This is a genomic window from Stenotrophomonas sp. STEN021 (assembly GCF_056760175.1).
Genome location: NZ_JBRREH010000062.1, coordinates 1 through 21335, shown reverse-complemented (window position 1 = coordinate 21335; position 21335 = coordinate 1). Strand labels below are relative to the sequence as shown.

Here is a 21335-nt window from a genome sequence, read left to right as displayed (position 1 = left end):
TTGGAAGGCTTCAAGTTCTAAAGTTATATCTATATGTCATGTAGGTCTGGTCGGGGTCAAGCGGCCAACTAATACCTGTGCCCTTGCGCCTTCGTACTGGCGGAAACCTCCGCCAGTACGGTCTACCGGCCTATCTCCCGGCATCGTCCGCATCCCGAATTTCTCAAATGTCCGGACAAAAAGCCAGTGCCTATTTTCACGCCCTGGGCGGGTGCTTTTTTGTTGCAAAGCAACATCTTGCGCAGTACCGCCCGTGCCTGCTGTTGCTGGGTTTTCACGGCGTCCAGCAGCGCTGCGGGGTCGGCGACAAAGGTTCTACAAATGATTGGACAAACATGTACTAATGATATAGCTATATGTCATCTTCGATGGGTCGGCAGGCCTGTCTTCCGTGGTCCGGAGCAGCCAAGGCACTGGCTTCATCGCTCCATTTCAATCGGGGGTTGGACGTGATTCGAATGTCATCGGTTTTGCTCGCTGCCGCAATCGCACTTTCGCCACAGGCAAAAGCGCTGGATCTGCAGTCCGAAACGGGCAGCGTTGAAGCAATGGTCAAGCTGCGTTGTTCGCTGGACCCGAAGCAGGAAGAGATCCTGTGGTGGGCCGGTACCCTGTTCGCGCAGGAGCCCGGCAAAAAAGCCGAGCCGCTGATGGGCTTCGAGGGCTACAACATCTGCCGCGCGGAAAAGCAGGCCGATGGCGTGTGGCGCCTGTACACACGCGAGCTCACCTTCTACCGCGACCTGAAGACCGGCAAGATCATCGACAGCTGGGACAACCCGTTCTCGGGTGAGCGCAACGAGGTGGTGCAGGTCGCCAACGACCCGGTCAACACCGTGCTCAATGCGCCGGGCCGTCCGCTGCACCTGCCGTGGGTGGAAGCCGGCGACCAGGTGATGCTGACCCTCAACATCCCGTTGGCCTATCCCAACCCACTGCAGCCGGCCGAGTTTCCGGCCGAGTCCAGTGGCCCGACCTACATGGGGTCGGAGCACTTCATGTTCTTCGCGCCTCGCGCGGCTCTGGAAAACCCGGCGCTGAAGAGCGTGCCGGTCACCTATGGCTGGACCCGCGTCGGGCCGTGGCTCCCCTGGATGAAGCTGGGCACCCGTCCGGGCAATCTGCTGTACATCGCGCAGGGCAACAAGCGCGCCTCGGTCAGCGAGCTGCCTGCCGACATCCAGGAACTCGTCCGTACCCGCTACCCGGAGTACGCACGCGCACCTGAAACCTGGGTGCAACCCAACGTCACCAGTTGGAGCTACTACAAGCAGCTCAAGCAGGGCGCGGCGGCGAAACGGCAGGACTGAAGTACGGAAACAACGGACGGAACCCTCCCCCAAGACGGCGCATCCATCCTCCCAATCCATTCCGATCAAACTTTCCAGTCGGGAATCCCATGAAGACCATCAAGCCAGACCTGCTGTGCTCCTCGATCGCTCTCGTGCTGTTGCTGTGCGCGGGCAACGCCGTCGCTGCCGACGGCGATGAAGCGGCCGCACCGCCGGCAGCCAGCAATGACAGCGTGCACAGCCTGGACCAGATCACCGTGACCGCGCGCGGCGTGTCCGAACCACTGCAGCAGATGCCGCTGCCGATCACCGCCATGTCCGAGCAGACCATCGAGAAGAAGGGCCTGACCGACGTACGCGACATCGCAAACCTGTCGCCGAGCTTCTCGTTCAAGTCCGGCTACGGCCGCGGCTTCGACCGCCCGGTGATCCGCGGCATGTCCAACATCCAGGGCGAGGCCAACGCCTCGTTCTTCATCGATGGCATCTTCGTTGAAGGTGATATTTCCAGCTATGGCCTGGAGAACATCCAACGCGTGGAAGTGATCCGTGGACCGCAGTCGGCCGCCTTTGGTCGTCGCACATTTTCCGGCGCGGTCAACTTCATCACCAAGCGCCCGGGCAGCGTGCCGGGCGGCAAGCTCACCCTGGGTGCCGGCAACTATGGCCAGGAAAAGCTGGGTCTGTTCTATTCGGGTGGGAATGAAGACGGCTCGTTCGGCTACGACCTCAGCCTGAACAAGCGTGGCAACGATGGCGTGTTCTACAACCAGGCATCGGGCAGGAAGGACCTCAACGGCACCGAGACCATCAGTGGCATGGCCGCCATTGCCTGGTCGCCGACCGATGCGCTGGACATCACCGCACGGGTGATGAAGCAGAAGAGCCGCGACCAGCATTTCGCCGCCGCGCGCCTGGGTAGCGACAACCTCAACTGCTACCTGCCCGAGTACACCGGTGGCCTGTACTTCGGCCTGTACCCGATCCTGGAATCGCGTCGTCGCGGCTACTACTGCGGTGAGCTGAAGGAACCGTCGGACTACGCGCTGAACACCAGGGAATTCGAGACTGCAGGTTATTTCTCCGGACGCAAGACCGACCTGCTGCGTACCAGTGTGGTGGTGGACTATCTGTTCGCCAACGGCTGGAACCTGACCTCGACCTCGGCCTACAACAAGAGCGAAACCTACGCTGCCAGCGATCAGGACTACAGCGCCATCCGCGGCTACGGCGGTGCGTTCGAGAGTTTCAGCAATACCGGCGTCAAGAACTGGTCGCAGGATATCCGCTTGACCACCGACCAGAATCTGGCGGTGTCGGGCATGCTGGGTGCGTATTACTACAAGCAGGATGCGCAGCCGGGCTGGGGCGGCGACCTGACCGGCTACACCATCGGTGGCAACAAGGTGGTCACGCCCATCCCGACCAATCCGGATGACCAGACGGTCAACAAGGCGCTCTACGGCTTGATCAACTGGCACATCAACGACCAGTGGACCACCTCGCTGGAAGGCCGTTATGCACGCGATGAAATCAGCAAGGGCGGCACCGATGTGCGCGTGCTCGGTGCGAACACCTATCGCCAGACGTATGCGCTGGACAAGACCTTCAGCAGTTTCACCCCGCGTTGGACGCTGAGCTACCAGGCGCGTGAGAACGTCAACCTGTACGGGTTGGTCTCCAAGGGCAACAAGCCAGGTGGCTTCAATACCGATGTCTATCGCGCGGATTTCCGGGAAGCCGATCGCGACGCGCTGATCGCACGTGGTTTGAACACGTACAAGGAAGAGGAAGCCTGGAACTACGAGTTGGGCATGAAAAGTGATTGGTTGGACGGCACCCTGCGCGTCAATGCCAACCTCTACCAGATCGACTGGACCAACCAGCAGCTGACCGAAACCGGTCCGGTGATCCGCAAGAACGGCTCGCTGTTCTCCACCAGCTACACCACCAACGTGGGCGAGTCGCGCATCCGTGGCTTCGAGCTGGAAAGCCAGTGGGCGTTCGCGCAGGGTTGGCTGGCCAGCCTGGCGTATTCGTATACCGATGCGAAGATCCTGAAGTTCCTCAGCCAGGACCAGGCCGACCTGTTCTCCAGCAGCAATGCGCCGACGCTGGCTGACCCTGCTGCCGATGCCGCCGGCGCTACCCTGCCGCGTGTGCCCAAGCACAAGGCGACGCTGGGCCTGATGTATGACGGTGCACTGGCCAATGGCTGGGAATACACCGCCAACATGGACGTCAACTACGAGGGCAAGCGTTACATCCAGGTCGACAACCTGGCGTACATCGGCGCCTCCACCCGCACCAACTTCCGCTTCAGCATCCGCCCGACCGAACAGCTCCAGGTGTCGGCCTACGTGACCAATGCGTTCAACGACCGCACCCTGGAAGATGCACAGCGCACCATCAATCCGGATGCCTACATCGCGCTGCCGGCGGTGCCGCCGTTGACTGGTCTGGCGGTGAGCAACCTGCGCGATTTTGGTTTGACGCCTTCGCTGCCGCGCATGTACGGCGTCGAGGTCAGTTACAAGTTCTAAGGGTTCTGCGTGGGCCGGGAGGACGCGTTGTGTCCTTCCGGCCTACTGGCAGCACGCTGTGCTGGGAACCCATCGGATCGTCATTCCCGCCCGCGCGGGAATGACGGCATCTGAAGCAAAAAAAGTAAAGCAACCCCGCACTTCTGCAGGCAGAACCAATGCAACGACGCGATTTCATCAAGGGAGCTTCAGGCATGGCCGCACTTTCGCTGCTGCCCGGCATGCTGCACGCCAAGGTGCCAACCAGCGACGTCATCGTCGTCGGTGCCGGCCTGGCCGGGCTGTCTGCCGCCCATGCCTTGGAAGCCGGTGGCGCCCGTGTCACCGTGCTGGAGGCCAATCCGCGCGTCGGTGGCCGTCTGCAGACCGTGGTGCGCGATGGAATCCGCTTTGAGATCGGCGGGGTCGAAGTGGGCACCGCCTACGATCGCGTACACGCCCACGCCAAGCGCGTTGGCGTCGGCATTGTGCCGCCGTCGGCCGCCTTGCCGGGTGCTGCCGGGCTTGGCCTGGTCATCGGCGATACGCTGGTGCCGGCAAAATCATGGGGCGAAAGCCCGCTCAATACCTTGCAGGGTCGTGAACACGGCCTGCTGCCACCGATGCTGCTGGCCACCGCGATGGGTGAGCTCGGCCTGCCGGCCGTGGACAGCTGGCGCGATCCTGCCACTCTCTCGCTGGATATCCCCCTGTCACAGTTGATCGCCAGCAAGGGCTGGTCAGCACAGGCGCTGCAATGGATGGATATCGGCAATAGTTTTTCCTCGCTGCAGTCGATCAGCGCGCTTGATGCACTGCGCCGCGATGCGCTGCGTCGGTTTGGTTCCAGGGGCACCGGTTGGGTGCAGGGCGGTAGCCAGGCACTGCCGGAGGCGATGGCCGCTTCGCTGGCGCAGCTGCCGGTACTCAACGCGCAGGTCAGCCGGGTCGAATCCGCACGCGGCATGCTGGACGTCCGCTGCACGGATGGTCGGCGCTTTCGTGCAGCACATCTGGTGCTGGCCCTGCCCAGCGGCCCACTCAGCCGCATCGTCATTGATCCGGCGCCGCCGGTTGCGCAGCAGGAGGTCTGGTCGGCGCGTCGCTCCAATGCCGTCACCACCATTCACCTGCGGCCCATCCGCAGGTTCTGGGAAGACGATGGCCTGCCTTTGTCGCTGTGGGGCGAGGGACCGTTGCAGCGCGTATTCGCCGTGCCCGGCGCCGACGGCCAGATCAACCGGCTGATCGTCTGGCTCAACGGTGCCATGGCCCAGCATGCCGACACGCTGGACCGTGAGGCCCGCTTCGCCTGGGCGATCAACGCCATGCAGCAGCTGCGGCCAGCGTCCAAGGGCGCGCTGCTGCCACTTGAGACCCGCAGCTGGGGCAATGATCCGCTGGCCGATGGCGCGTTCTCGGAGATCGCCCCGGGCCGTTTTGCCGAAACCCTGCGCTGGGCCAATGCTCCGTTCGGGCGCATCCACTTCGCCGGCGAGCAGACCGAACTGCAGGTTCCGGGCATGGAAGCGGCCGTCACCTCGGGCGAGCGTGCGGCTGCAGCAATTCTTTCGGCCTGATTGAACTACCTTATCCCCTACCTTCCGGGCGCGGATGCGCCTTCCAGAGACAGTAATGAGCCTGAAGACACTGAACCCCTACGATTTGTTCGACGTGCGTTCGCTGCTGAGCGAGGAAGAACGCGCTGTACAGGATTCCGTTGCCCGCTTCACCGATGAGCGCGTGCTGCCGATCATCGGCGACTGCTTCGACCAGGGCCGCTTCCCCAATGAGCTGATCCCCGAGATCGCCGACATGGGCCTGCTCGGCAGCTCGCTGCCGGAACAGTACGGCGGCGCCGGCTTGAACAGCGTCAGCTACGGCCTGATCTGCCAGGAACTGGAGCGCGGCGATTCCGGCCTGCGCAGCTTCGTCTCGGTGCAGAGCTCGCTGTGCATGTACCCCATCTATGCCTACGGTTCGGAAGAGCAGCGCATGCGCTGGCTGCCGGACATGTCGCGCGGCAAGGTGATTGGCTGCTTCGGCCTGACCGAAGCCCATGGTGGTTCCGACCCGGCCAGCATGAAGACCCGCGCGGTGAAGGACGGCGGTGATTGGGTGATCAACGGTTCCAAGATGTGGATCACCAACGGCTCGGTCGCCGATATCGCCATCGTCTGGGCCAATACCGACGAAGGCGTGCAGGGCTTCGTCATCGAGAAGGGCACGCCGGGCTTCACCGCCCAGGAGATCAAGCACAAGATGAGCCTGCGCGCCTCGGTGACCGGCGCGCTGTTCTTCGACAACGTGCGCGTGCCCGATGCCAACCGCCTGCCCAACGTGAAGGGCCTGAAGGGCCCGCTGGGCTGCCTCACCCAGGCCCGCTACGGCATCACCTGGGGCCCGCTGGGCGCTGCGATCGCCTGCCTGGACGAAGTGCTGGCCTACACCAAGGAGCGCATCCTGTTCGGCCGCCCGGTGGCTGCCACCCAGAGCGCGCAGATCAAGATGGCCGACATGGCCCGCCGCATCACCGCCGGCCAGTTGCTGGTGCTGCAGCTCGGTCGTTTGAAGGACGCAGGACAAATGCAGCCGCAGCAGGTCTCGCTGGCCAAGTGGAACAACTGCCGCCTGGCCATCGACATCGCCCGCGAGTGCCGTGACCTGCTTGGCGGTGCCGGCATCACCACCGAGCACGGTGCGATCCGTCATGCGCTGAACCTGGAGTCGGTGATCACGTACGAAGGCACCGAGACCGTGCACCAGCTGGTGATCGGCCGCGAGCTGACCGGCATCAACGCGTTCTGATGATGGACGGCCTGCACAGCAGCATGCAGGCCGTCTGCCTGCGGCAGATTCCGGAAGGCCTGCCGCAGCTGCAGGATTTTGAAATGCAGCAGCTGCCGTTGCCGGTGCCCGGTGATGGCCAGCTGTTGGTGCGGGTTAGCCATCTGTCGCTGGACCCATTCCTGCGTGCGCAGCTCGGTGGCCGTTACGCGCTGCCCTGCCCGCCGCTGGGCAGCATCGTGCCGGGCTACGGCATCGGCACGGTGATTGAAGATCGCAGCGGGCGCTTCCAGATCGGCGAGGTGGTTACCGGCATGACCGGCTGGGCCGAATTCGCCGCCATTGATGCAAACACCGCCGCCGTGGTGGATACGGCGCTGGCGCCGGCCAGCACAGCTGTTGGCGTGCTCGGTGTTCCTGGGCTTACCGCCTGGGCCGGCGTGCGCAGGATCCTGCAACCAAAGGCCGGCCAAACCATCCTGGTATCCACCGCCGCCGGTGCGGTTGGCAGTGTGGTCGGCCAGCTGTGCAAGGCCGCCGGTTGCCGCGTGGTCGGGATTGCCGGCAGCGCGCAGAAGTGCGCCATCGTTACCGATGAATTCGGCTTCGATGCCTGCGTCAGCTATCGCGATGCGGACTTTGCCCAGGCCCTGCGCGCCGCCTGCGCGGACGGCATTGATGGCTATTTCGACAATGTCGGCGGCGCGGTGCTGGAGGCCGCGTTGTCGCTGCTGCGCCTGCATGCACGGGTGGTGCTGTGCGGGCTCAGTGACCAGTACAACCGCGCCGAACGCCCGGCCGGGCCCAACCTGGGGCCGGTGATTGGGACGCGTGCACGGCTTGAAGGCCTGGTGGTCTACGACCACCTGGCAGACTTCGCGCAATGCCGCGCGGAGCTGGCGCAGATGATCGCCGCAGGCACGCTGCGCTACCGCGAACATATCCACGACGGGCTGGCCGCTGCGCCGGCTGGTTTCATTGGCCTGCTCAAGGGCGAGAACCTGGGCAAGGCGCTGGTACGGCTTTAAGGAATACGCATGACCCAGATCCGACGCTGCTTCGTGTCCGTCAACGGGCGGCAGGTGCATTACCGTATCGCCGGCAGTGGCCCGGCCCTGCTGTTGATCCACCAGTCGCCGCAGAACTCGCGGATGTGGGCGCAGATGCAGCAGCGCTATGCCGACCGCTACACGGTGATCGCGCCGGACACGCCCGGCTTCGGCTATTCGGAGGCCTTGCCCGGCAACCCAATGACGATTGCCGAGTTCGGTGCTGCCACTCTGGAGTTCGCCGATGCCATCGGCCTGCAGCGTTTTGCGGTGTTCGGCATGCATACCGGCGGGCTGATCGCCACCTGGTTGGCTTGGGCTGCGCCTGAGCGTGTGGCTGCGCTGGTGGTGGACGGCTATGCGGCCTTCACTCCGGAAGAAAGCGCGTTGTATGGCGATGCCTATCTGCCGCCTTTCGTGCCGCAGTGGGATGGCTCGCACCTGCGTTGGCTGTGGTCACGCATGCGCGAGCAGAAGTATTACTTCCCGTGGTACGACGGCCGCGCCGAAGCGGCGATGGCGATTCCACCGCAGACCACGGAAAGCACCCGTGACATGGTGATGGATGTGCTGGATGTGGGTGATACCTATCGCGCAGGCTACGCTGCGGCGTTCCGCCACAATGATCACTTCTGGCTGCAGCAGCTGCAGATGCCGTCGTGGCTGGTCTATCGCCACGGCGATCCGCTGCTGGCGCATCTGCCGCGTCTGCGTGGTCTACCCGACAATGTTGCGGTGGTTGAAGAGCGCGCAGGCATTCCGGCGATGCTCGACAGCATGGATGCGTGGTTGGCGCAGACCTTGGCTGCCGAGCCGGCCTTCGTTGCTTGCAGGGCTGGCGTAGCGGCGAACAATCGCTGGCAGCGACGCATCATCGCTACCGCTGGCGGCGATATGGCGGTCTGGGAGCGGGCAGGGCAGGGCCCCCTGCGGCTATGCCTGCATGCGCCCGGCACCCGGCCGTTGATGCCGCAACAGCTTGATGCCGATGACAGTGCGTGCCTGCTGCCGGATCTCCCCGGCCACGGTGCATCCTGCGAAAGCGATGCTGGGCTGGATGCCGCCAGCGTGGTCGCTGCCTTGTTGGACGCGCTGCGTGACAGTGCCGATCTGCCCTTGCAGATCGAAGCCCATGGCGCAGCAGCGGGCTACGTTCCTGCGCTGGTGGATGCCTTGGGCGCGCGCGTCAGCGAGGTCGTACTGCATTCACCATGGCTGCTCAACGCCGAAGAACAGGCGGTGCTGCTGCAGGGGCTTCCCAGTACCGTCATCGACCGTGCAGGCGGCTATCTGTGCGATGCCTGGCAATGGGAGCGCGAGCGCCATCTGCTATGGCCGTGGCTGCTGCCCAGCGCTGCTGCGCGCCGCCGTGTGGATGCGCCTGCGCCTGCGTTGGTACATGCCAATGTTGTTGAACTGCTGCGTCTTGGCAGTCGCCTGCATGGCCTGCTGCGCGATGTCACCGCAGCGGATCTGGCGGCGCGGCTACGTGCCCTGCCGGTGCCGCTGCGCGTGGTTGGCGATGCCGAATCCGATTACCAGGGGCGCGCTGCCGCCCTGTCTGCCTGAGCCGAAGGACCCCCATGAGCAACGACACCGCAACCGCCGTTATCGACCGCCTGCAATCCAGCTGGGGCGGCAGCATCGTCACCGATGCGAGCGAGCTTGAGTACTTTTCCACCGACGTCTATTCGCAGGGCAAGCCGCTGCTGGCCGTGCTGCGCCCGAACGACGCGCAGCAGTTGGCCGATGCGGTCAAGCAGCTTACCGATGCCGGCGTGGCGGTCATCGCCCGTGGCGGTGGCATGAGCTACACCGGCGGCTATATCGCCGCGCAGAGCCCGGCGGTGCTGGTGGACACCGGCGCGCTGGACAAGATCGTCGAGATCAACCTGGAAGACGCCTATGTGGTGGTCGAGGCCGGCGTCACCTGGCGCGCGCTCAAGGAAGCGCTGGATGCCAAGGGCGTACGCACGCCGTACTTCGGGCCGATGTCCGGCTCGCATGCCACCGTGGGTGGCGGCATGTCGCAGGGCGCGATCTTCCACGGCACCGCCCGCTATGGCTGCTCGGCCGATGTGGTGCTGGGCCTGCAGGTGGTTACCGCCAATGGCGACATCCTCACCACCGGTTCGGCGGCCGCGGCCAATACCAGCCCGTTCTTCCGTTGGTACGGGCCGGACCTGACCGGTCTGTTCCTGGGCGACTGCGGCCTGCTCGGCATCAAGACGCGCATCGTGCTCAAGCTCATTCCCAAGCACGCGCATATCGACTACCTGTCCTGGCAATTCCCGACCGCCGAAGGCCTGTTCGGTGCCCTGGGTGTGCTCTCGCGGCATGGCCTGGCCAGCGAAACGGCCGCCTTCGACCCGGCGCTGACTCGCGTGCGCATGCGCCGCGCCGGCCTGTCCAGCGACGTCAAGGCGCTGACCAACGTGATCAAGAAGGGCGGCCTGATCTCCGGCCTGAAGCTGGCGGTGAAGGGCCGCGACATCGTTGACCAGGAGCAGTTCTCGCTGCACATCACCCTGGAAGGCGACAGCGCCGCCGAGGTAGCCGATCGCGTGGCGCGTGCGCGCAAGCTGGTGGGCGAGTTCGGTGAAAGTATCGAACCGTCGATCGCCAAGATGATGGCGGCCAATCCGTTCGCGGCCTGGAACTCGATGCTCGGCCCACAGGGCGAGCGCTGGGCGCCGGTGCACGCGCTGGTGCCGCATTCCAAGGCCACCAGTATGTTCAATGCCCTGCAGGACCTGTTCGCGCGCGAGCAGGAAACCATGGACAAGCACGGCCTGTTCATCGGCACCCTGCTGTCCAGCGTGGGCGCGCAGACGGTGGTGATCGAGCCCTGCATCTATTGGCCGGACAGCCACAACGCCTTCCACGTGCGCACTGTCGATGCCGACCACCGCGAGCGCATCGGCTGCCCCGGTGAACACCTGGACGCACGTGCGGCGGCCGACACGCTCAAGCGGCAGATCGCCGACACCATGCGTGCGCATGGCGCTGCCAACCTGCAGCTGGGCAAGTTCTACGACTACCGCGCCGGCCGTGACCCGGCGGCATTGGCCGTGCTGGATGCGGTCAAGGCCCAGCTTGATCCCAAGGGTCTGATGAACCCCGGCGTGTTGAGCCGCTGAGGCTGCGCTCTAGCCCCTCTCCCTCCGGGAGAGGGGTTGGGGAGAGGGTGGGCGCAGCCTGCTGCGACCTGCGATCACCGACCAACGGCCAGGCCCAATGCCTGGCCGTTCGCCTATGTGCCGGCGGAACTGCCCAGCCTGAACCCCCGTCACTTCCATGGCTGGCCGGTTTCCGTACCATCGGCAACAATATGCCCGCCTGATCCCACCCGGACGGCCCACGTTCGATGCTGATCGAACCGCCACCCGCATCCTCCGAGACACTGTGAAAACACCCCAACAACTGCAGGTACTGATAGACGACGGCGTCATCGACGAGGTTCTGCGCCCGCTCAAGAGCGGCAAGGAAGCAGCGGTCTATGTCGTCCGCAGCGGCGACGAAATCCGTTGTGCCAAGGTCTACAAGGACATGGCGCAGCGCAGCTTCCAGCAGCGTGTGCAGTACCAGGAAGGCCGCAAGGTACGTGGCAGCCGCGAGGCCCGCGCCATCGGCAAGGCCAGCAACTACGGGCGCAAGCAGGCTGAAGCGGCCTGGAAGAACACCGAGGTGGACGCGCTGTACCAGCTGCGCGACGCCGGCGTGCGTGTGCCGGAGCCGTTCGGTTACTTCCACGGGGTGCTGGTGATGGAACTGGTGACCGACGCCGAGGGCTTCAGCGCTGCGCGCCTGGGCGAGGTGGAGCTCAGTGCCGAACAGGCGCGTGAGTTCCATGCCGTGCTGGTGCAGCAGGTGAAGCTGATGCTGTGCTGCGGCCTGATCCACGGCGATCTGTCGCCGTACAACGTGCTGGTTGGGCCGGATGGACCGGTGGTGATTGATTTTCCGCAGGTAGTGAGTGCAGGCGGCAACAACGCCGCACGCACCATGCTGCTACGCGACGTCAACAACCTCACTGCTTATCTTGGGCGCAGCGCGCCGGCACTGCTGGAAACCTGGTACGGCGAAGAGATGTGGGAGTTGTTCCAGGCCGGCGATCTGCTACCTGACACCGTGTTGACTGGCGAGTTCACCCCGGACGAGCATGCAGTGGACCTGGATAGCGTGCGTCACGCCATCAACGACGCACGTGAAGAAGCCCTGATCCGCCAACAAGGCCGCGAAGCCGCCGCCGAAGAAGACTACTGAAGGTAGTGCCGAGCCATGCTCGGCAGAGGCTTTCCCAACCATCCATCAGCCTTGTGTAGGAGCGGCGTAAGCCGCGAAGCAGGCAGCGCTCGAAAGGCCGCAAAAGCCAACCCCTCCCCAGCCTCCCCTTTGCTGCGCAAAAGGGAGGGAACAGTCGCGGTAGGACCGAGCCATGCTAGGCAGCGGCCTTGCCGGGAACGCCCCTGCCGAGCATGGCTCGGCACTACAGAGCTGCGCAGGCCTCACTCATCGCCAAGCGATGATTCCTCGCGTGGATCGGCGAGCAGAAAAGAATCATCACCCGCAGCCGAAGTAACCCGCGCAGTGCCTCCATTGCGCAGCTCCCAATGCCAGCGCTCATAGCGGGTAGTGAATGTGCCGCGCACATAACAGGGGCCGTGCAGGAAAAAATCATGTTGCTGGCGCGGGGTGATCAACACGGCATGGCGGAAGAACGCACGCAGCTGCTGCGGATCAGGTTTGAATCCATCGCACAGAAGCGCATCGCGCTCGTTGTCGACGCCGCTGCCGGTAACCACGATGTTGGACAGCGTACCCAGCGGGCCGGGACGGGTTGCACAAGCGCCCAGCAGCAGCACTCCCAGCAACAACAGGCTGCGGCCAATCGAACGTGAAGTACTCGCCGTCAGTAGGAAAGTGCTGGAGATTCCATTGGTCACGGTGATGTATTCCCTTTGGCCTGCAATTGGTAGTGCCCCGGCGCACCCAGCGCCACATTGAGCACCCGTGGCTCCAGCGAATAGGCATGGACCAGATTAAGTTGCAGCGCTGCGTCGCTCAGCACGACGGTGTCGCCTCGGTTGGGACACGACCAGAAGCTGTCAGATACCTCGGCCAATGGCCGCCTTGCAACGATCGCAAAGGGTTTTCCGGCTGCCGGTGCGCTCAGCCACTCAATCCAGACGCGGCAGGACACGTGCTCGAAGCCCACGTTCTCCAGGCGCACCCGATAAACCCCTTGCTGTTGCCCCGACTGCCAATGGCCGGCAGTGAGGATGGCCAAGGTGGCAGCCTCATCCGGGGCATCGGCCGCAACAGCCGGCGTAACGGCAAGCAGCAGGCACAGCAGCATGGAATGACTATTCATGTCAGGGATCGTCCTTGGGAATCGAATGCGTGCTTCACGCAGGCGTGTATCCGTCCGCTTGCCGATGATAGCGAATCACGAACCCGAATCCGGCTGCCAGCAAGTGGTGGCATGGATGAAACCATGGCAGCGGTAGTCTGGTCCTTCGCAGGAAACCTGGGCGGTAACCCGTGTTGCGCCCTTTGCGAAGCCATAGCAGGCGACGGAGACCTCTCCGCTTGCGCTCAAGGCTGGCGCTGCAGATGGTCCGTAACGAAGCGTGAGCCTGCTCTCGAGCAGCTCACGGCAGGGTTCGAAGTCCAGTTCCGAGCTGAAAACCAGCTGTTCCAGGATACGGTTGGGTTGTTCTGTACATGCCTGTACCAGATCCGTTTCGATATCGAATTCCTGGCCCAGCGTGAAACCGTTGAGTAAAGGCATGTGCAGCCAACGACCTGCAGTTCAGGGAAGGCAGGCCGAGTGTATGTGGCGATGCCAAACGGTGAAAGTGGGCCAGACGTCAGCATGTAGTGCCGAGCCATGCTCGGCAAAGGGCTTTCCAAGCAATCCACCAGCCTTGTGTAGGAGCGGCGTAAGCCGCGAAGCCGATAGAGAGGAGCTATCCGCTATAACCGACTGATCATCTTCAACCGCACCTGCGCCGCAGCCACATCATGTCGCTTTGCCGCCATCACGCACAGATGATCCAGCAGCGCCTGTGGCTGCAACAACAATGGATCGCCTTCATCCAGGCGCAGTGCCAGCTGCCCCCACCAGAACGGATGGCCATCCAGGTAGACCTCGTAACCCACGATGTAGCGATGCGCATCCATTTCAGGTGCCTACATGCACGCGATCACCGACATCACTGCAGCACAGGTGTTCCAGCGCCAGCTCCATGGCCAGCACATAGCTCTGCGCGCAATAGCCCTGGGCGATGCCAAGACGACGACCAAGGTGCTCCGGCAGGCAGGATTGCGGCGAGTCGCTGGCGTCCTCGTGTACTTCCACATAGGCATTGCGCAGGCGCGGCAGGAGCCGCTGCAGGCGCAGGCTGTGCACGCAGGCTGCCGGGGCGAGCAGGATCACGTCGTCCGGGCTGTGGTCGGCCGCGTACAGCGCGTCCAGCAGCTCCTGTTCGGAGCGGCAGTTGCGCTGTGCAACGCTGATGCCGACATCGAGTGCGCGGTGCACCAAGGCGTTCATCACCGGGCTTGGCAGCGGCACGGCAGCCTGTAGCTGCGCATCGCAGGTATCGGGTCCACGTACGATGAAGATGGCCATGACTCAGGCACCTTGTCCGTTGCCGAGCAGGCGCGTGGCGATCGCCAGCGACAAGCGTCGCGCATCGTCGGTACCGGTACTGCAGACCACCACCGCAGTGGCGGCATGATGGGGATGCAGATGGGTTTCCAGCGTATCGGCGTCACTGCGGGCGATTTCGATGTACGGCGCCGGCAGGGCGTCCAAGGCGTTGCACACGCTGCGACCGTGCAGTGCCCACTGCGTATCATCGGTGGCGGTGTTCTCGATCAACACCCAGCTCGGCGCCGGGTGTTGCGCGTTCTGCAGGCATTGCGCCAGTGCGGGCAATGAACCGCAGTACAGGCATTGCAGCGGCTGCCCTGCAAGCTGTGCAGGCAGAAGGGATGCATCCGGCACTGCTGGGTTGCGGGTATGCCGGATCAGTAAAACGCTCATGTAGCACCACGTTCAAGCGCCATGCGGCGCGGTGGTGCCACGATGCGCCGCTGCTGCATCAAATCGCCATGGTGGGTGGGCGCGGCAGCGTAAAGTCTGCGTAGCAAAGCTTGCGACGCTGTGGGTGGCAGTCACCGGGAACTTCGACTGGCCTTGGCGGTCAGTTGGCTGACCCCGGAGCTGGTGATTGGCCATGAATGAGACCGCGTCTGTTGCTTCTCCGCATCCAGCAGTGGCTTGGATGCGCCGCGAAGTGCTGCCCTTGCTGGTGATGTTGCTGTTGCTGTTCGCTGCCCGCGACAGCCTGGCCAATCACTACCAGGTGCCCAGCGGCTCGATGCAGCCCACTCTGCAGCCGGGCGATAGGGTGGTGGTGGATATGCGTGCCTACGGACTGCGCCTTCCTTTCACCAATGTGCGACTGCTGGCCGGGCAGGCACCGCAGCGTGGCGACGTGGCGGTGTTCGATTCACCGGCCGATGGCACGCGGCTGATCAAACGTGTGGTGGCTGTAGCCGGTGATCGCGTGCAGTTGTATGACGGTTATCTGTTCATCAACGAGCAAGCGCTGCGCCAGGACGTGGCGCGGGAGTTGTTCGGCGACAAGCAGGTGCAGCTGGACCTGCAGGATGGCGGTGGCCCGGACATCAAGGGCATCACCATTCCGGCCGGCAAGTTGCTGGTGGTGGGTGACCATCGTGGCAACAGCTTTGATGGGCGTTTCTTCGGTTTGGTGGATGCTGATGCGGTCTATGGCAAGGCGGTGGCGGTGTATTGGCGACGCGGGGAAGGGCCGGAATGGCAGCGCTTGTAACTGGCAACAGCGAAGAAAAAACCGGCACGGAGACGTGCCGTTTTTTTGCCTTTGTTTTTGTCTCTTCTTGTAGGAGCGGCGTAAGCCGCGAAGCTGACGGCGCCGGCAAGCTGCATGGATGCAGTGGCAAGTGGATGGGTGGCTGTACTGATATCGGCTTCGCGGCTTACGCCGCTCCTACAAAATCCGAATATTGGTACGACCAATAATCTTCACTAACCCTATGGTCTAATAGGATCTTCGCGGAAACGGCGATTCAATCGCGGTTCGTTGGTCAGATGGATTGAATATTGGTAATACCAATATTCGCGACCGCCGCCACGCCATCTTCGGGTGGGCCGCCTTTCGCCTTTGACGAGAACCTGCATGCAGCCCTGGGAACAACTGTACGACCCCGCTGGCAACCTCTGGCTGTCCAGCCTGATCGCGCTGTTGCCGATCGCCTTCTTCTTCGTCGCCCTGGCGGTGCTGCGCATGAAGGGCTGGCTGGCCGGCACCATCACCGTCGCCATCGCGCTGGCGGTCGCGTTGCTGTTCTATCGCATGCCGGTGTCGCAGGCCTTGGGTGCAGCCGGTTTCGGCTTCCTGTACGGGCTGTGGCCGATTGCCTGGATCATCATCGGTGCGGTGTTCCTGTACAAGGTGTCGGTCAAGACCGGCCAGTTCGCGATCATCCGCGCCTCGATCCTGTCGGTGACCGAAGACCAGCGCCTGCAGATGCTGATGGTCGGCTTCGCCTTCGGCGCCTTCCTTGAAGGTGCCGCAGGTTTTGGCGCGCCGGTGGCGATCACCGCCGCGTTGCTGGTCGGGCTGGGCTTCAAGCCGCTGTATGCCGCCGGCCTGTGCCTGATCGTTAACACCGCGCCGGTGGCCTTCGGTGCGATGGGCATTCCGATCATCGTCGCCGGCCAGGTCACCGGCCTGGATGCGTTCGAGATCGGGCAGATGGCCGGGCGCCAGCTGCCGTTCCTGACCATCATCGTGCTGTTCTGGATCATGGCCATCATGGATGGCTGGCGCGGCATCAAGGAAACCTGGCCGGCGGTGTTGATCGCCGGTGGTTCCTTCGCCATCGCGCAATACCTGACTTCCAATTTCATCGGCCCGGAACTGCCTGACATCACTGCCTCGCTGGCATCGCTGGTGTGCCTGACGCTGTTCCTGCGTCGCTGGCAGCCCAAGCGCATCTTCCGCTTTGAAACCGAAGCCAGTGCTGACGCTGCCGCGCAGGCATCGGCCGCACCGCGTTACAGCGCCGGCCAGATCGCCAAGGCGTGGTCGCCGTTCCTGATCCTCACCGCGATGGTCACGCTGTGGAGCATCAAGCCGTTCAAGGTCTTGTTCGCCACCGGTGGCCCGCTGGAGAGCTGGGTGCTGAAGCTGCCGGTACCGGGCTTGGACCAGCTGGTGCAGAAGATGCCGCCGATCGTGAACGCGCCCACCGCCTACGAGGCCGTGTACAAGTTTGATGCCATCTCGGCCACCGGCACCGCAATCATGCTGGCGGCGGTGATTGCGATCATCTACCTGCGCATGCCGGTACGTGCGGCGGTGCGCACCTTCGCTGAGACCGTCAATGAGCTGAAGATGCCGATCTACTCGATCGGCATGGTGCTGGCCTTCGCCTTCATCGCCAACTACTCCGGCTTGTCGGCGACACTCGCGTTGGCGCTTGCGCATACCGGCAAGGCATTCACGTTCTTCTCACCGTTCCTGGGCTGGCTGGGCGTGTTCCTGACCGGTTCGGACACCTCGTCCAATGCCTTGTTCTCGGCCTTGCAGGCGACGACCGCGCAGCAGATTGGTGTGTCCGAAGTGCTGCTGGTCGCCGCCAATACCACCGGCGGCGTCACCGGCAAGATGATCTCGCCGCAGTCCATCGCCATTGCCTGTGCGGCGGTGGGTCTGGCGGGCAAGGAATCGGACCTGTTCCGCTTTACCGTCAAGCACAGCCTGATCTTCACGGTGATGGTCGGCCTGATCACCACCGCGCAGGCCTATTGGCTGACCTGGATGATCCCCTGAGCCATGGCCGCGCGCGTCCGCCAACGCAGCTCAGCTTCGGGCCACAATGTCGGCATGAGTACGCAACGTATTTCCGACAAGGTGGCCGCGCAGCTGCGCGTGCTGGTGGACGAACAACAACTGCAGCCGGGTGACCGGTTGCCTTCCGAGCGCGCGCTGGCGGTGCAGCTCGGGGTCTCGCGCACGGCGCTGCGCGAGGCGATTGCCCAGCTGGGCAGCCAGGGCCTGCTGGTGGCGCGGGTTGGCGGTGGCACCTATGTGGCCGAGCCGGCTGCGCGTGCGCGGCAGGCCTTGGATGAACCGCTGGTGCCGTACCTGCCGCTGTTCCAGGGCGATCCGGAATACCGCTTCGACGTGCTGGAAATCCGCCACGCGCTGGAAGGCGCAACCGCCTGGCATGCCGCGTTGCGGGCTACCGACGACGACCGCGCACGCATCGCGCAGGCCTTCCAGACCATGATGGACGCGCATGGCAAGGACGATCCGGCCGGCGAAGCGCGCGCCGATGCCGCCTTCCATCTGTCCATCGCCGAGGCCTCGCACAATCTGGTGCTGTTGCAGGTGATGCGCGGCCTGTTCGAGCTGCTGCAGACCAATATCTCGCAGAGTCGCGAAAAGCTCTACACCGCATCGACGACGTTTTCCCCTTTGTCCGACCAGCACCGCGAAATGATGGATGCGGTGCTGGCCGGCGACCCCGAGCGTGCGCGTGCCGCAGCGCATACCCATCTTGAGTTCGTGCACACCACGCTGCGCACGCTCGATGAAGACGAGGCGCGGCGTGCCCGTGCTTCGCGGCTTCCCTCATCCCACGGTTGACCCATGATCATCTCCGCCTCCACCGATTACCGTGCGGCCGCACAGCGTCGTCTGCCGCCGTTCCTGTTCCACTACATCGATGGCGGCGCGTATGCCGAACACACGCTCAAACGTAATGTTTCCGACCTGTCCGACATCGCGCTGCGCCAGCGCATCCTGCGCGACATGTCCGAGCTCAGCCTGGAAACCGAGTTGTTCGGCGAGAAGCTGGCAATGCCGGTTGCGCTGGCACCGGTCGGCCTGACCGGCATGTATGCGCGCCGCGGCGAAGTGCAGGCGGCGCGCGCGGCGGACAGCCGTGGCATTCCGTTCACGCTGTCGACGGTGTCGGTGTGCCCGATCGAAGAAGTGGCGCCAGCGATCAAGCGACCGATGTGGTTCCAACTGTATGTACTGCGCGACCGCGGCTTCATGCGCAACGCGCTGGAGCGCGCGCAGGCTACCGGTGTCACCACGCTGGTGTTCACCGTCGACATGCCGGTGCCGGGCGCGCGCTATCGCGATGCGCATTCGGGCATGAGTGGCCCGAATGCCGGCATGCGCCGCATCGGCCAGGCGATGACACATCCACGCTGGGCCTGGGACGTGGGCCTGTTTGGCCGTCCGCATGATCTTGGCAACATCTCCGCATACCGCGGCAGCCCGACCGGGCTGGAGGATTACATCGGTTGGCTGGGCAACAACTTCGACCCGTCGATTTCGTGGAAGGACCTGGAATGGATCCGCGAATTCTGGAAGGGGCCGATGGTGATCAAGGGCATACTCGATCCGGACGATGCCCGCGATGCGGTGCGCTTTGGCGCTGATGGCATCGTGGTTTCCAATCACGGCGGCCGCCAGCTGGATGGCGTGCTGTCCACCGCACGCGCCTTGCCGGCGATTGCCGATGCGGTGCAGGGCGATCTGAAGATATTGGCCGACTCGGGCATCCGCACCGGTCTGGACGTGGTGCGCATGCTCGCACTCGGCGCTGACAGCGTGCTGCTCGGTCGTGCCTTCGTCTACGCGCTTGCCGCACAGGGCGAGGCCGGCGTGGCCAATCTGTTGGACCTGATCGCCAAGGAAATGCGCGTGGCGATGACGCTGACCGGTGCACGTCGCATTGCCGACATCAGCCGCGACTCGCTGGTCAACCTGGCATGAGTGCGAACGAAGCACTGTTGGCACAGCTGCGCAGCGTCATTGGTGACGCCCATGTGCTGACTGGCGACAAGGCAACACGTCGCTTCCGCAAGGGTTACCGCTTCGGCGATGGCGCTGTGCTGGCGGTGGTGCGGCCGGGAAGCTTGCTGGAGATGTGGCGCGCCTTGCAGGCAGCGGTGCAGGGCGGGGCGGCGATCATCCTGCAGGCGGCCAATACCGGTTTGACCGGTGGCTCGACGCCGGATGGCAACGACTATGGTCGGCCGATCGTGCTGATCAGCACGCTTCGGCTGACCGGCGTGCAGTTGCTCGATGAAGGGCGGCAGGTGCTGTGCCTGCCCGGCGCTACCTTGGACCGACTCGAACAGACCTTGGCACCGCTTGGGCGCGAGCCGCATTCGGTAATCGGTTCCTCGTGCATCGGTGCCTCGGTGCTGGGCGGTGTCTGCAACAACTCCGGTGGCTCGTTGGTGCGGCGTGGTCCGGCCTACACCGAGATGGCGTTGTACGCGCAGGTGGATGGCGATGGCCGCCTGCAATTGGTGAACCATCTTGGCATTGCCCTGGGCGACACGGCGGAAGAAATCCTGCAGCGCCTGCAGGCCGGCGACTACCAGCCCGCCGATGTGCGCGTTGATGGTGAGCGCGCCGGTTCCGATCCGCGCTATGCAGAGCAGGTACGGCAGGTGGACGCGGCAACGCCTGCGCGCTTCAACGCCGACCCCAGCCGTCATTACGAAGCCGCGGGTTCGGCTGGCAAGCTGGCCGTATTCGCGGTGCGCCTGGATACCTTCGCCAAGGAGGCGGCCGAGGTGTTCTATATCGGCAGCAACAGCACCGAAAGCCTTACCGCGATCCGCCGCCAGCTGCTGACCGGCTTCGAGCGCCTGCCGATCTCCGGTGAGTACATCCACCGCGTCGCCTATGACATCGGTGAGCGTTACGGCAAGGACACCTTTCTGCTGATCGACAAGCTGGGCACGGCACGGGTACCGGCGGCATTCGCCTTGAAGAGCCGGGTTGATGGCTGGTTCGAGCGACTGGGCCTGCGCGGTGTCACCGATCACGCGATGCAGCTGCTGACCGGACTATTGCCCGCGCATCTGCCCAAGCGCATGGGCGAATTCCGCCAGCGCTACGAGCACCATTTGCTGGTCAAGGTTTCCGCACAGGATGCGGCGGCGACCGAGCAGTGGTTGCGCGGCTTCTTCGCCGGGCATGAAGGCGACTACTTCCACTGCACGCCGGATGAAGGTCGCAAGGCATTCCTGCACCGGTTCGCAGTGGCTGGCGCGGCGGTGCGTTACCGCGAAGTGCATCGTGCGCAGGTTCAGGACATCGTCGCACTGGATATCGCCCTGCGCCGCGACGACCGCGAGTGGTTCGAGCAACTGCCGGCCGAGTTGGACGCGCGCTTGCTGCACAAGCTCTATTACGGTCACTTCCTGTGCCATGTGTTCCACCAGGACTACATCGCCCGCAAGGGTGAAGATCCGATGGCGATCGAACACGCCATGTGGAAGCTGCTGGACGAACGCGGTGCCGAGTACCCGGCTGAGCACAACGTCGGTCACCTGTATCCGGCCAAGCCGGCGCTGGCGCAGTTCTACCAGCAGCTGGACCCCAGCAATACCTTCAACCCGGGCATTGGCCAGACCAGCAAGCAGCCGGGCTGGAAGGGTTGTGATTGCAGCGGGCATTGAGGTGACAGCGTTTGTGGGCGCGGGGGGGGGGGGGGCGCGCCCCGCCCGGGGGTGGGGTGGTAAGGGAGCGGGGGGCGGCGCCCCCCCCCCGAGCGAGAAAAAAAAAAAAAAAAAATAAAAAAGAAAA

Annotated in this window: 20 protein-coding genes; 15 read left to right on the top strand and 5 right to left on the bottom strand. The window is 63.9% G+C overall.

Annotated elements, in window-relative coordinates; translation table 11 throughout:
- The first annotated feature begins 167 nt into the window (after positions 1–167).
- The 9 genes from ACVOL0_RS13810 to ACVOL0_RS13770 all read left to right on the top strand — a co-directional run bounded on the left by ACVOL0_RS13810 (position 168) and on the right by ACVOL0_RS13770 (position 11916).
- Positions 168–344 carry a hypothetical protein gene (locus ACVOL0_RS13810; protein ID WP_481549592.1) on the top strand — a complete coding sequence of 59 codons (177 nt, stop codon included), beginning with the start codon at positions 168–170 and terminating at the stop codon, positions 342–344.
- A gap of 114 nt (positions 345–458) precedes the next feature.
- The gene (locus ACVOL0_RS13805) at positions 459–1310 is read left to right on the top strand and encodes a DUF1838 family protein (protein ID WP_481549591.1); all 852 of its coding nucleotides are present in this window, start codon (positions 459–461) and stop codon (positions 1308–1310) included.
- A gap of 89 nt (positions 1311–1399) precedes the next feature.
- Positions 1400–3835, top strand: a complete 2436-nt coding sequence (locus ACVOL0_RS13800; protein ID WP_481549590.1) for a TonB-dependent receptor — start codon at positions 1400–1402, stop codon at positions 3833–3835.
- A gap of 194 nt (positions 3836–4029) precedes the next feature.
- On the top strand, positions 4030–5394 hold the full coding sequence (locus ACVOL0_RS13795) for a flavin monoamine oxidase family protein (RefSeq protein WP_481549589.1): 1365 nt from the start codon (positions 4030–4032) through the stop codon (positions 5392–5394).
- 55 nt (positions 5395–5449) lie between these two features.
- Positions 5450–6622 (top strand): acyl-CoA dehydrogenase family protein, encoded by a 1173-nt coding sequence (locus tag ACVOL0_RS13790; protein WP_481549588.1) that lies wholly within the window; start codon positions 5450–5452, stop codon positions 6620–6622.
- Positions 6622–7629 (top strand): NADP-dependent oxidoreductase, encoded by a 1008-nt coding sequence (locus tag ACVOL0_RS13785; RefSeq protein ID WP_481549587.1) that lies wholly within the window; start codon positions 6622–6624, stop codon positions 7627–7629. Before ACVOL0_RS13790 ends, ACVOL0_RS13785 begins: the two co-directional genes overlap by 1 nt.
- Positions 7630–7638: 9 nt before the next feature.
- Positions 7639–9219 (top strand): alpha/beta hydrolase, encoded by a 1581-nt coding sequence (locus ACVOL0_RS13780; protein WP_481549586.1) that lies wholly within the window; start codon positions 7639–7641, stop codon positions 9217–9219.
- 14 nt (positions 9220–9233) lie between these two features.
- Positions 9234–10790 (top strand): FAD-binding oxidoreductase, encoded by a 1557-nt coding sequence (locus tag ACVOL0_RS13775; RefSeq protein ID WP_481549585.1) that lies wholly within the window; start codon positions 9234–9236, stop codon positions 10788–10790.
- 265 nt (positions 10791–11055) lie between these two features.
- Positions 11056–11916, top strand: a complete 861-nt coding sequence (locus tag ACVOL0_RS13770) for a PA4780 family RIO1-like protein kinase (RefSeq protein ID WP_481549584.1) — start codon at positions 11056–11058, stop codon at positions 11914–11916.
- A 242-nt stretch (positions 11917–12158) separates the two neighbouring features.
- On the opposite strand, the gene ACVOL0_RS13765 is transcribed toward ACVOL0_RS13770, so the two are convergent.
- The 5 genes from ACVOL0_RS13765 to ACVOL0_RS13745 all read right to left on the bottom strand — a co-directional run bounded on the left by ACVOL0_RS13765 (position 12159) and on the right by ACVOL0_RS13745 (position 14704).
- Positions 12159–12596: a hypothetical protein gene (locus ACVOL0_RS13765; RefSeq protein ID WP_481549583.1), complete on the bottom strand. Its 438-nt coding sequence runs from the start codon at positions 12594–12596 to the stop codon at positions 12159–12161.
- Positions 12593–13024, bottom strand: a complete 432-nt coding sequence (locus ACVOL0_RS13760; RefSeq protein ID WP_481549582.1) for a hypothetical protein — start codon at positions 13022–13024, stop codon at positions 12593–12595. Before ACVOL0_RS13760 ends, ACVOL0_RS13765 begins: the two co-directional genes overlap by 4 nt.
- Before the next feature lie 605 nt (positions 13025–13629).
- Positions 13630–13836: a hypothetical protein gene (locus ACVOL0_RS13755; protein ID WP_481549581.1), complete on the bottom strand. Its 207-nt coding sequence runs from the start codon at positions 13834–13836 to the stop codon at positions 13630–13632.
- Position 13837: 1 nt separating this feature from the next.
- Positions 13838–14287, bottom strand: coding sequence for a 3-dehydroquinate dehydratase (locus ACVOL0_RS13750; RefSeq protein WP_481549580.1), 450 nt, complete (start codon positions 14285–14287; stop codon positions 13838–13840).
- 3 nt (positions 14288–14290) lie between these two features.
- Positions 14291–14704, bottom strand: coding sequence for a hypothetical protein (locus tag ACVOL0_RS13745; RefSeq protein WP_481549579.1), 414 nt, complete (start codon positions 14702–14704; stop codon positions 14291–14293).
- Between the two features lie 193 nt (positions 14705–14897).
- Between ACVOL0_RS13745 and lepB the strand changes: the two genes are divergently transcribed.
- From lepB to dld, 6 genes are all read left to right on the top strand, one after another.
- A complete protein-coding gene (lepB, locus tag ACVOL0_RS13740; protein ID WP_481549578.1) occupies positions 14898–15518 on the top strand; it encodes a signal peptidase I in 621 nt (206 codons plus the stop codon).
- On the top strand, positions 15503–15727 hold the full coding sequence (locus ACVOL0_RS13735; RefSeq protein ID WP_481549577.1) for a hypothetical protein: 225 nt from the start codon (positions 15503–15505) through the stop codon (positions 15725–15727). Before lepB ends, ACVOL0_RS13735 begins: the two co-directional genes overlap by 16 nt.
- A 157-nt stretch (positions 15728–15884) precedes the next feature.
- Positions 15885–17543: an L-lactate permease gene (lldP, locus tag ACVOL0_RS13730; RefSeq protein WP_481549576.1), complete on the top strand. Its 1659-nt coding sequence runs from the start codon at positions 15885–15887 to the stop codon at positions 17541–17543.
- 54 nt (positions 17544–17597) lie between these two features.
- Complete coding sequence (gene lldR / locus ACVOL0_RS13725; protein ID WP_481549575.1) at positions 17598–18362, top strand: transcriptional regulator LldR; 765 nt, start codon at positions 17598–17600, stop codon at positions 18360–18362.
- Between the two features lie 3 nt (positions 18363–18365).
- Positions 18366–19505: an FMN-dependent L-lactate dehydrogenase LldD gene (lldD, locus tag ACVOL0_RS13720; RefSeq protein ID WP_481549574.1), complete on the top strand. Its 1140-nt coding sequence runs from the start codon at positions 18366–18368 to the stop codon at positions 19503–19505.
- Positions 19502–21208, top strand: coding sequence for a D-lactate dehydrogenase (gene dld / locus ACVOL0_RS13715; protein ID WP_481549573.1), 1707 nt, complete (start codon positions 19502–19504; stop codon positions 21206–21208). The genes lldD and dld overlap by 4 nt, the downstream gene beginning before the upstream one ends.
- Positions 21209–21335 lie beyond the last annotated feature (127 nt).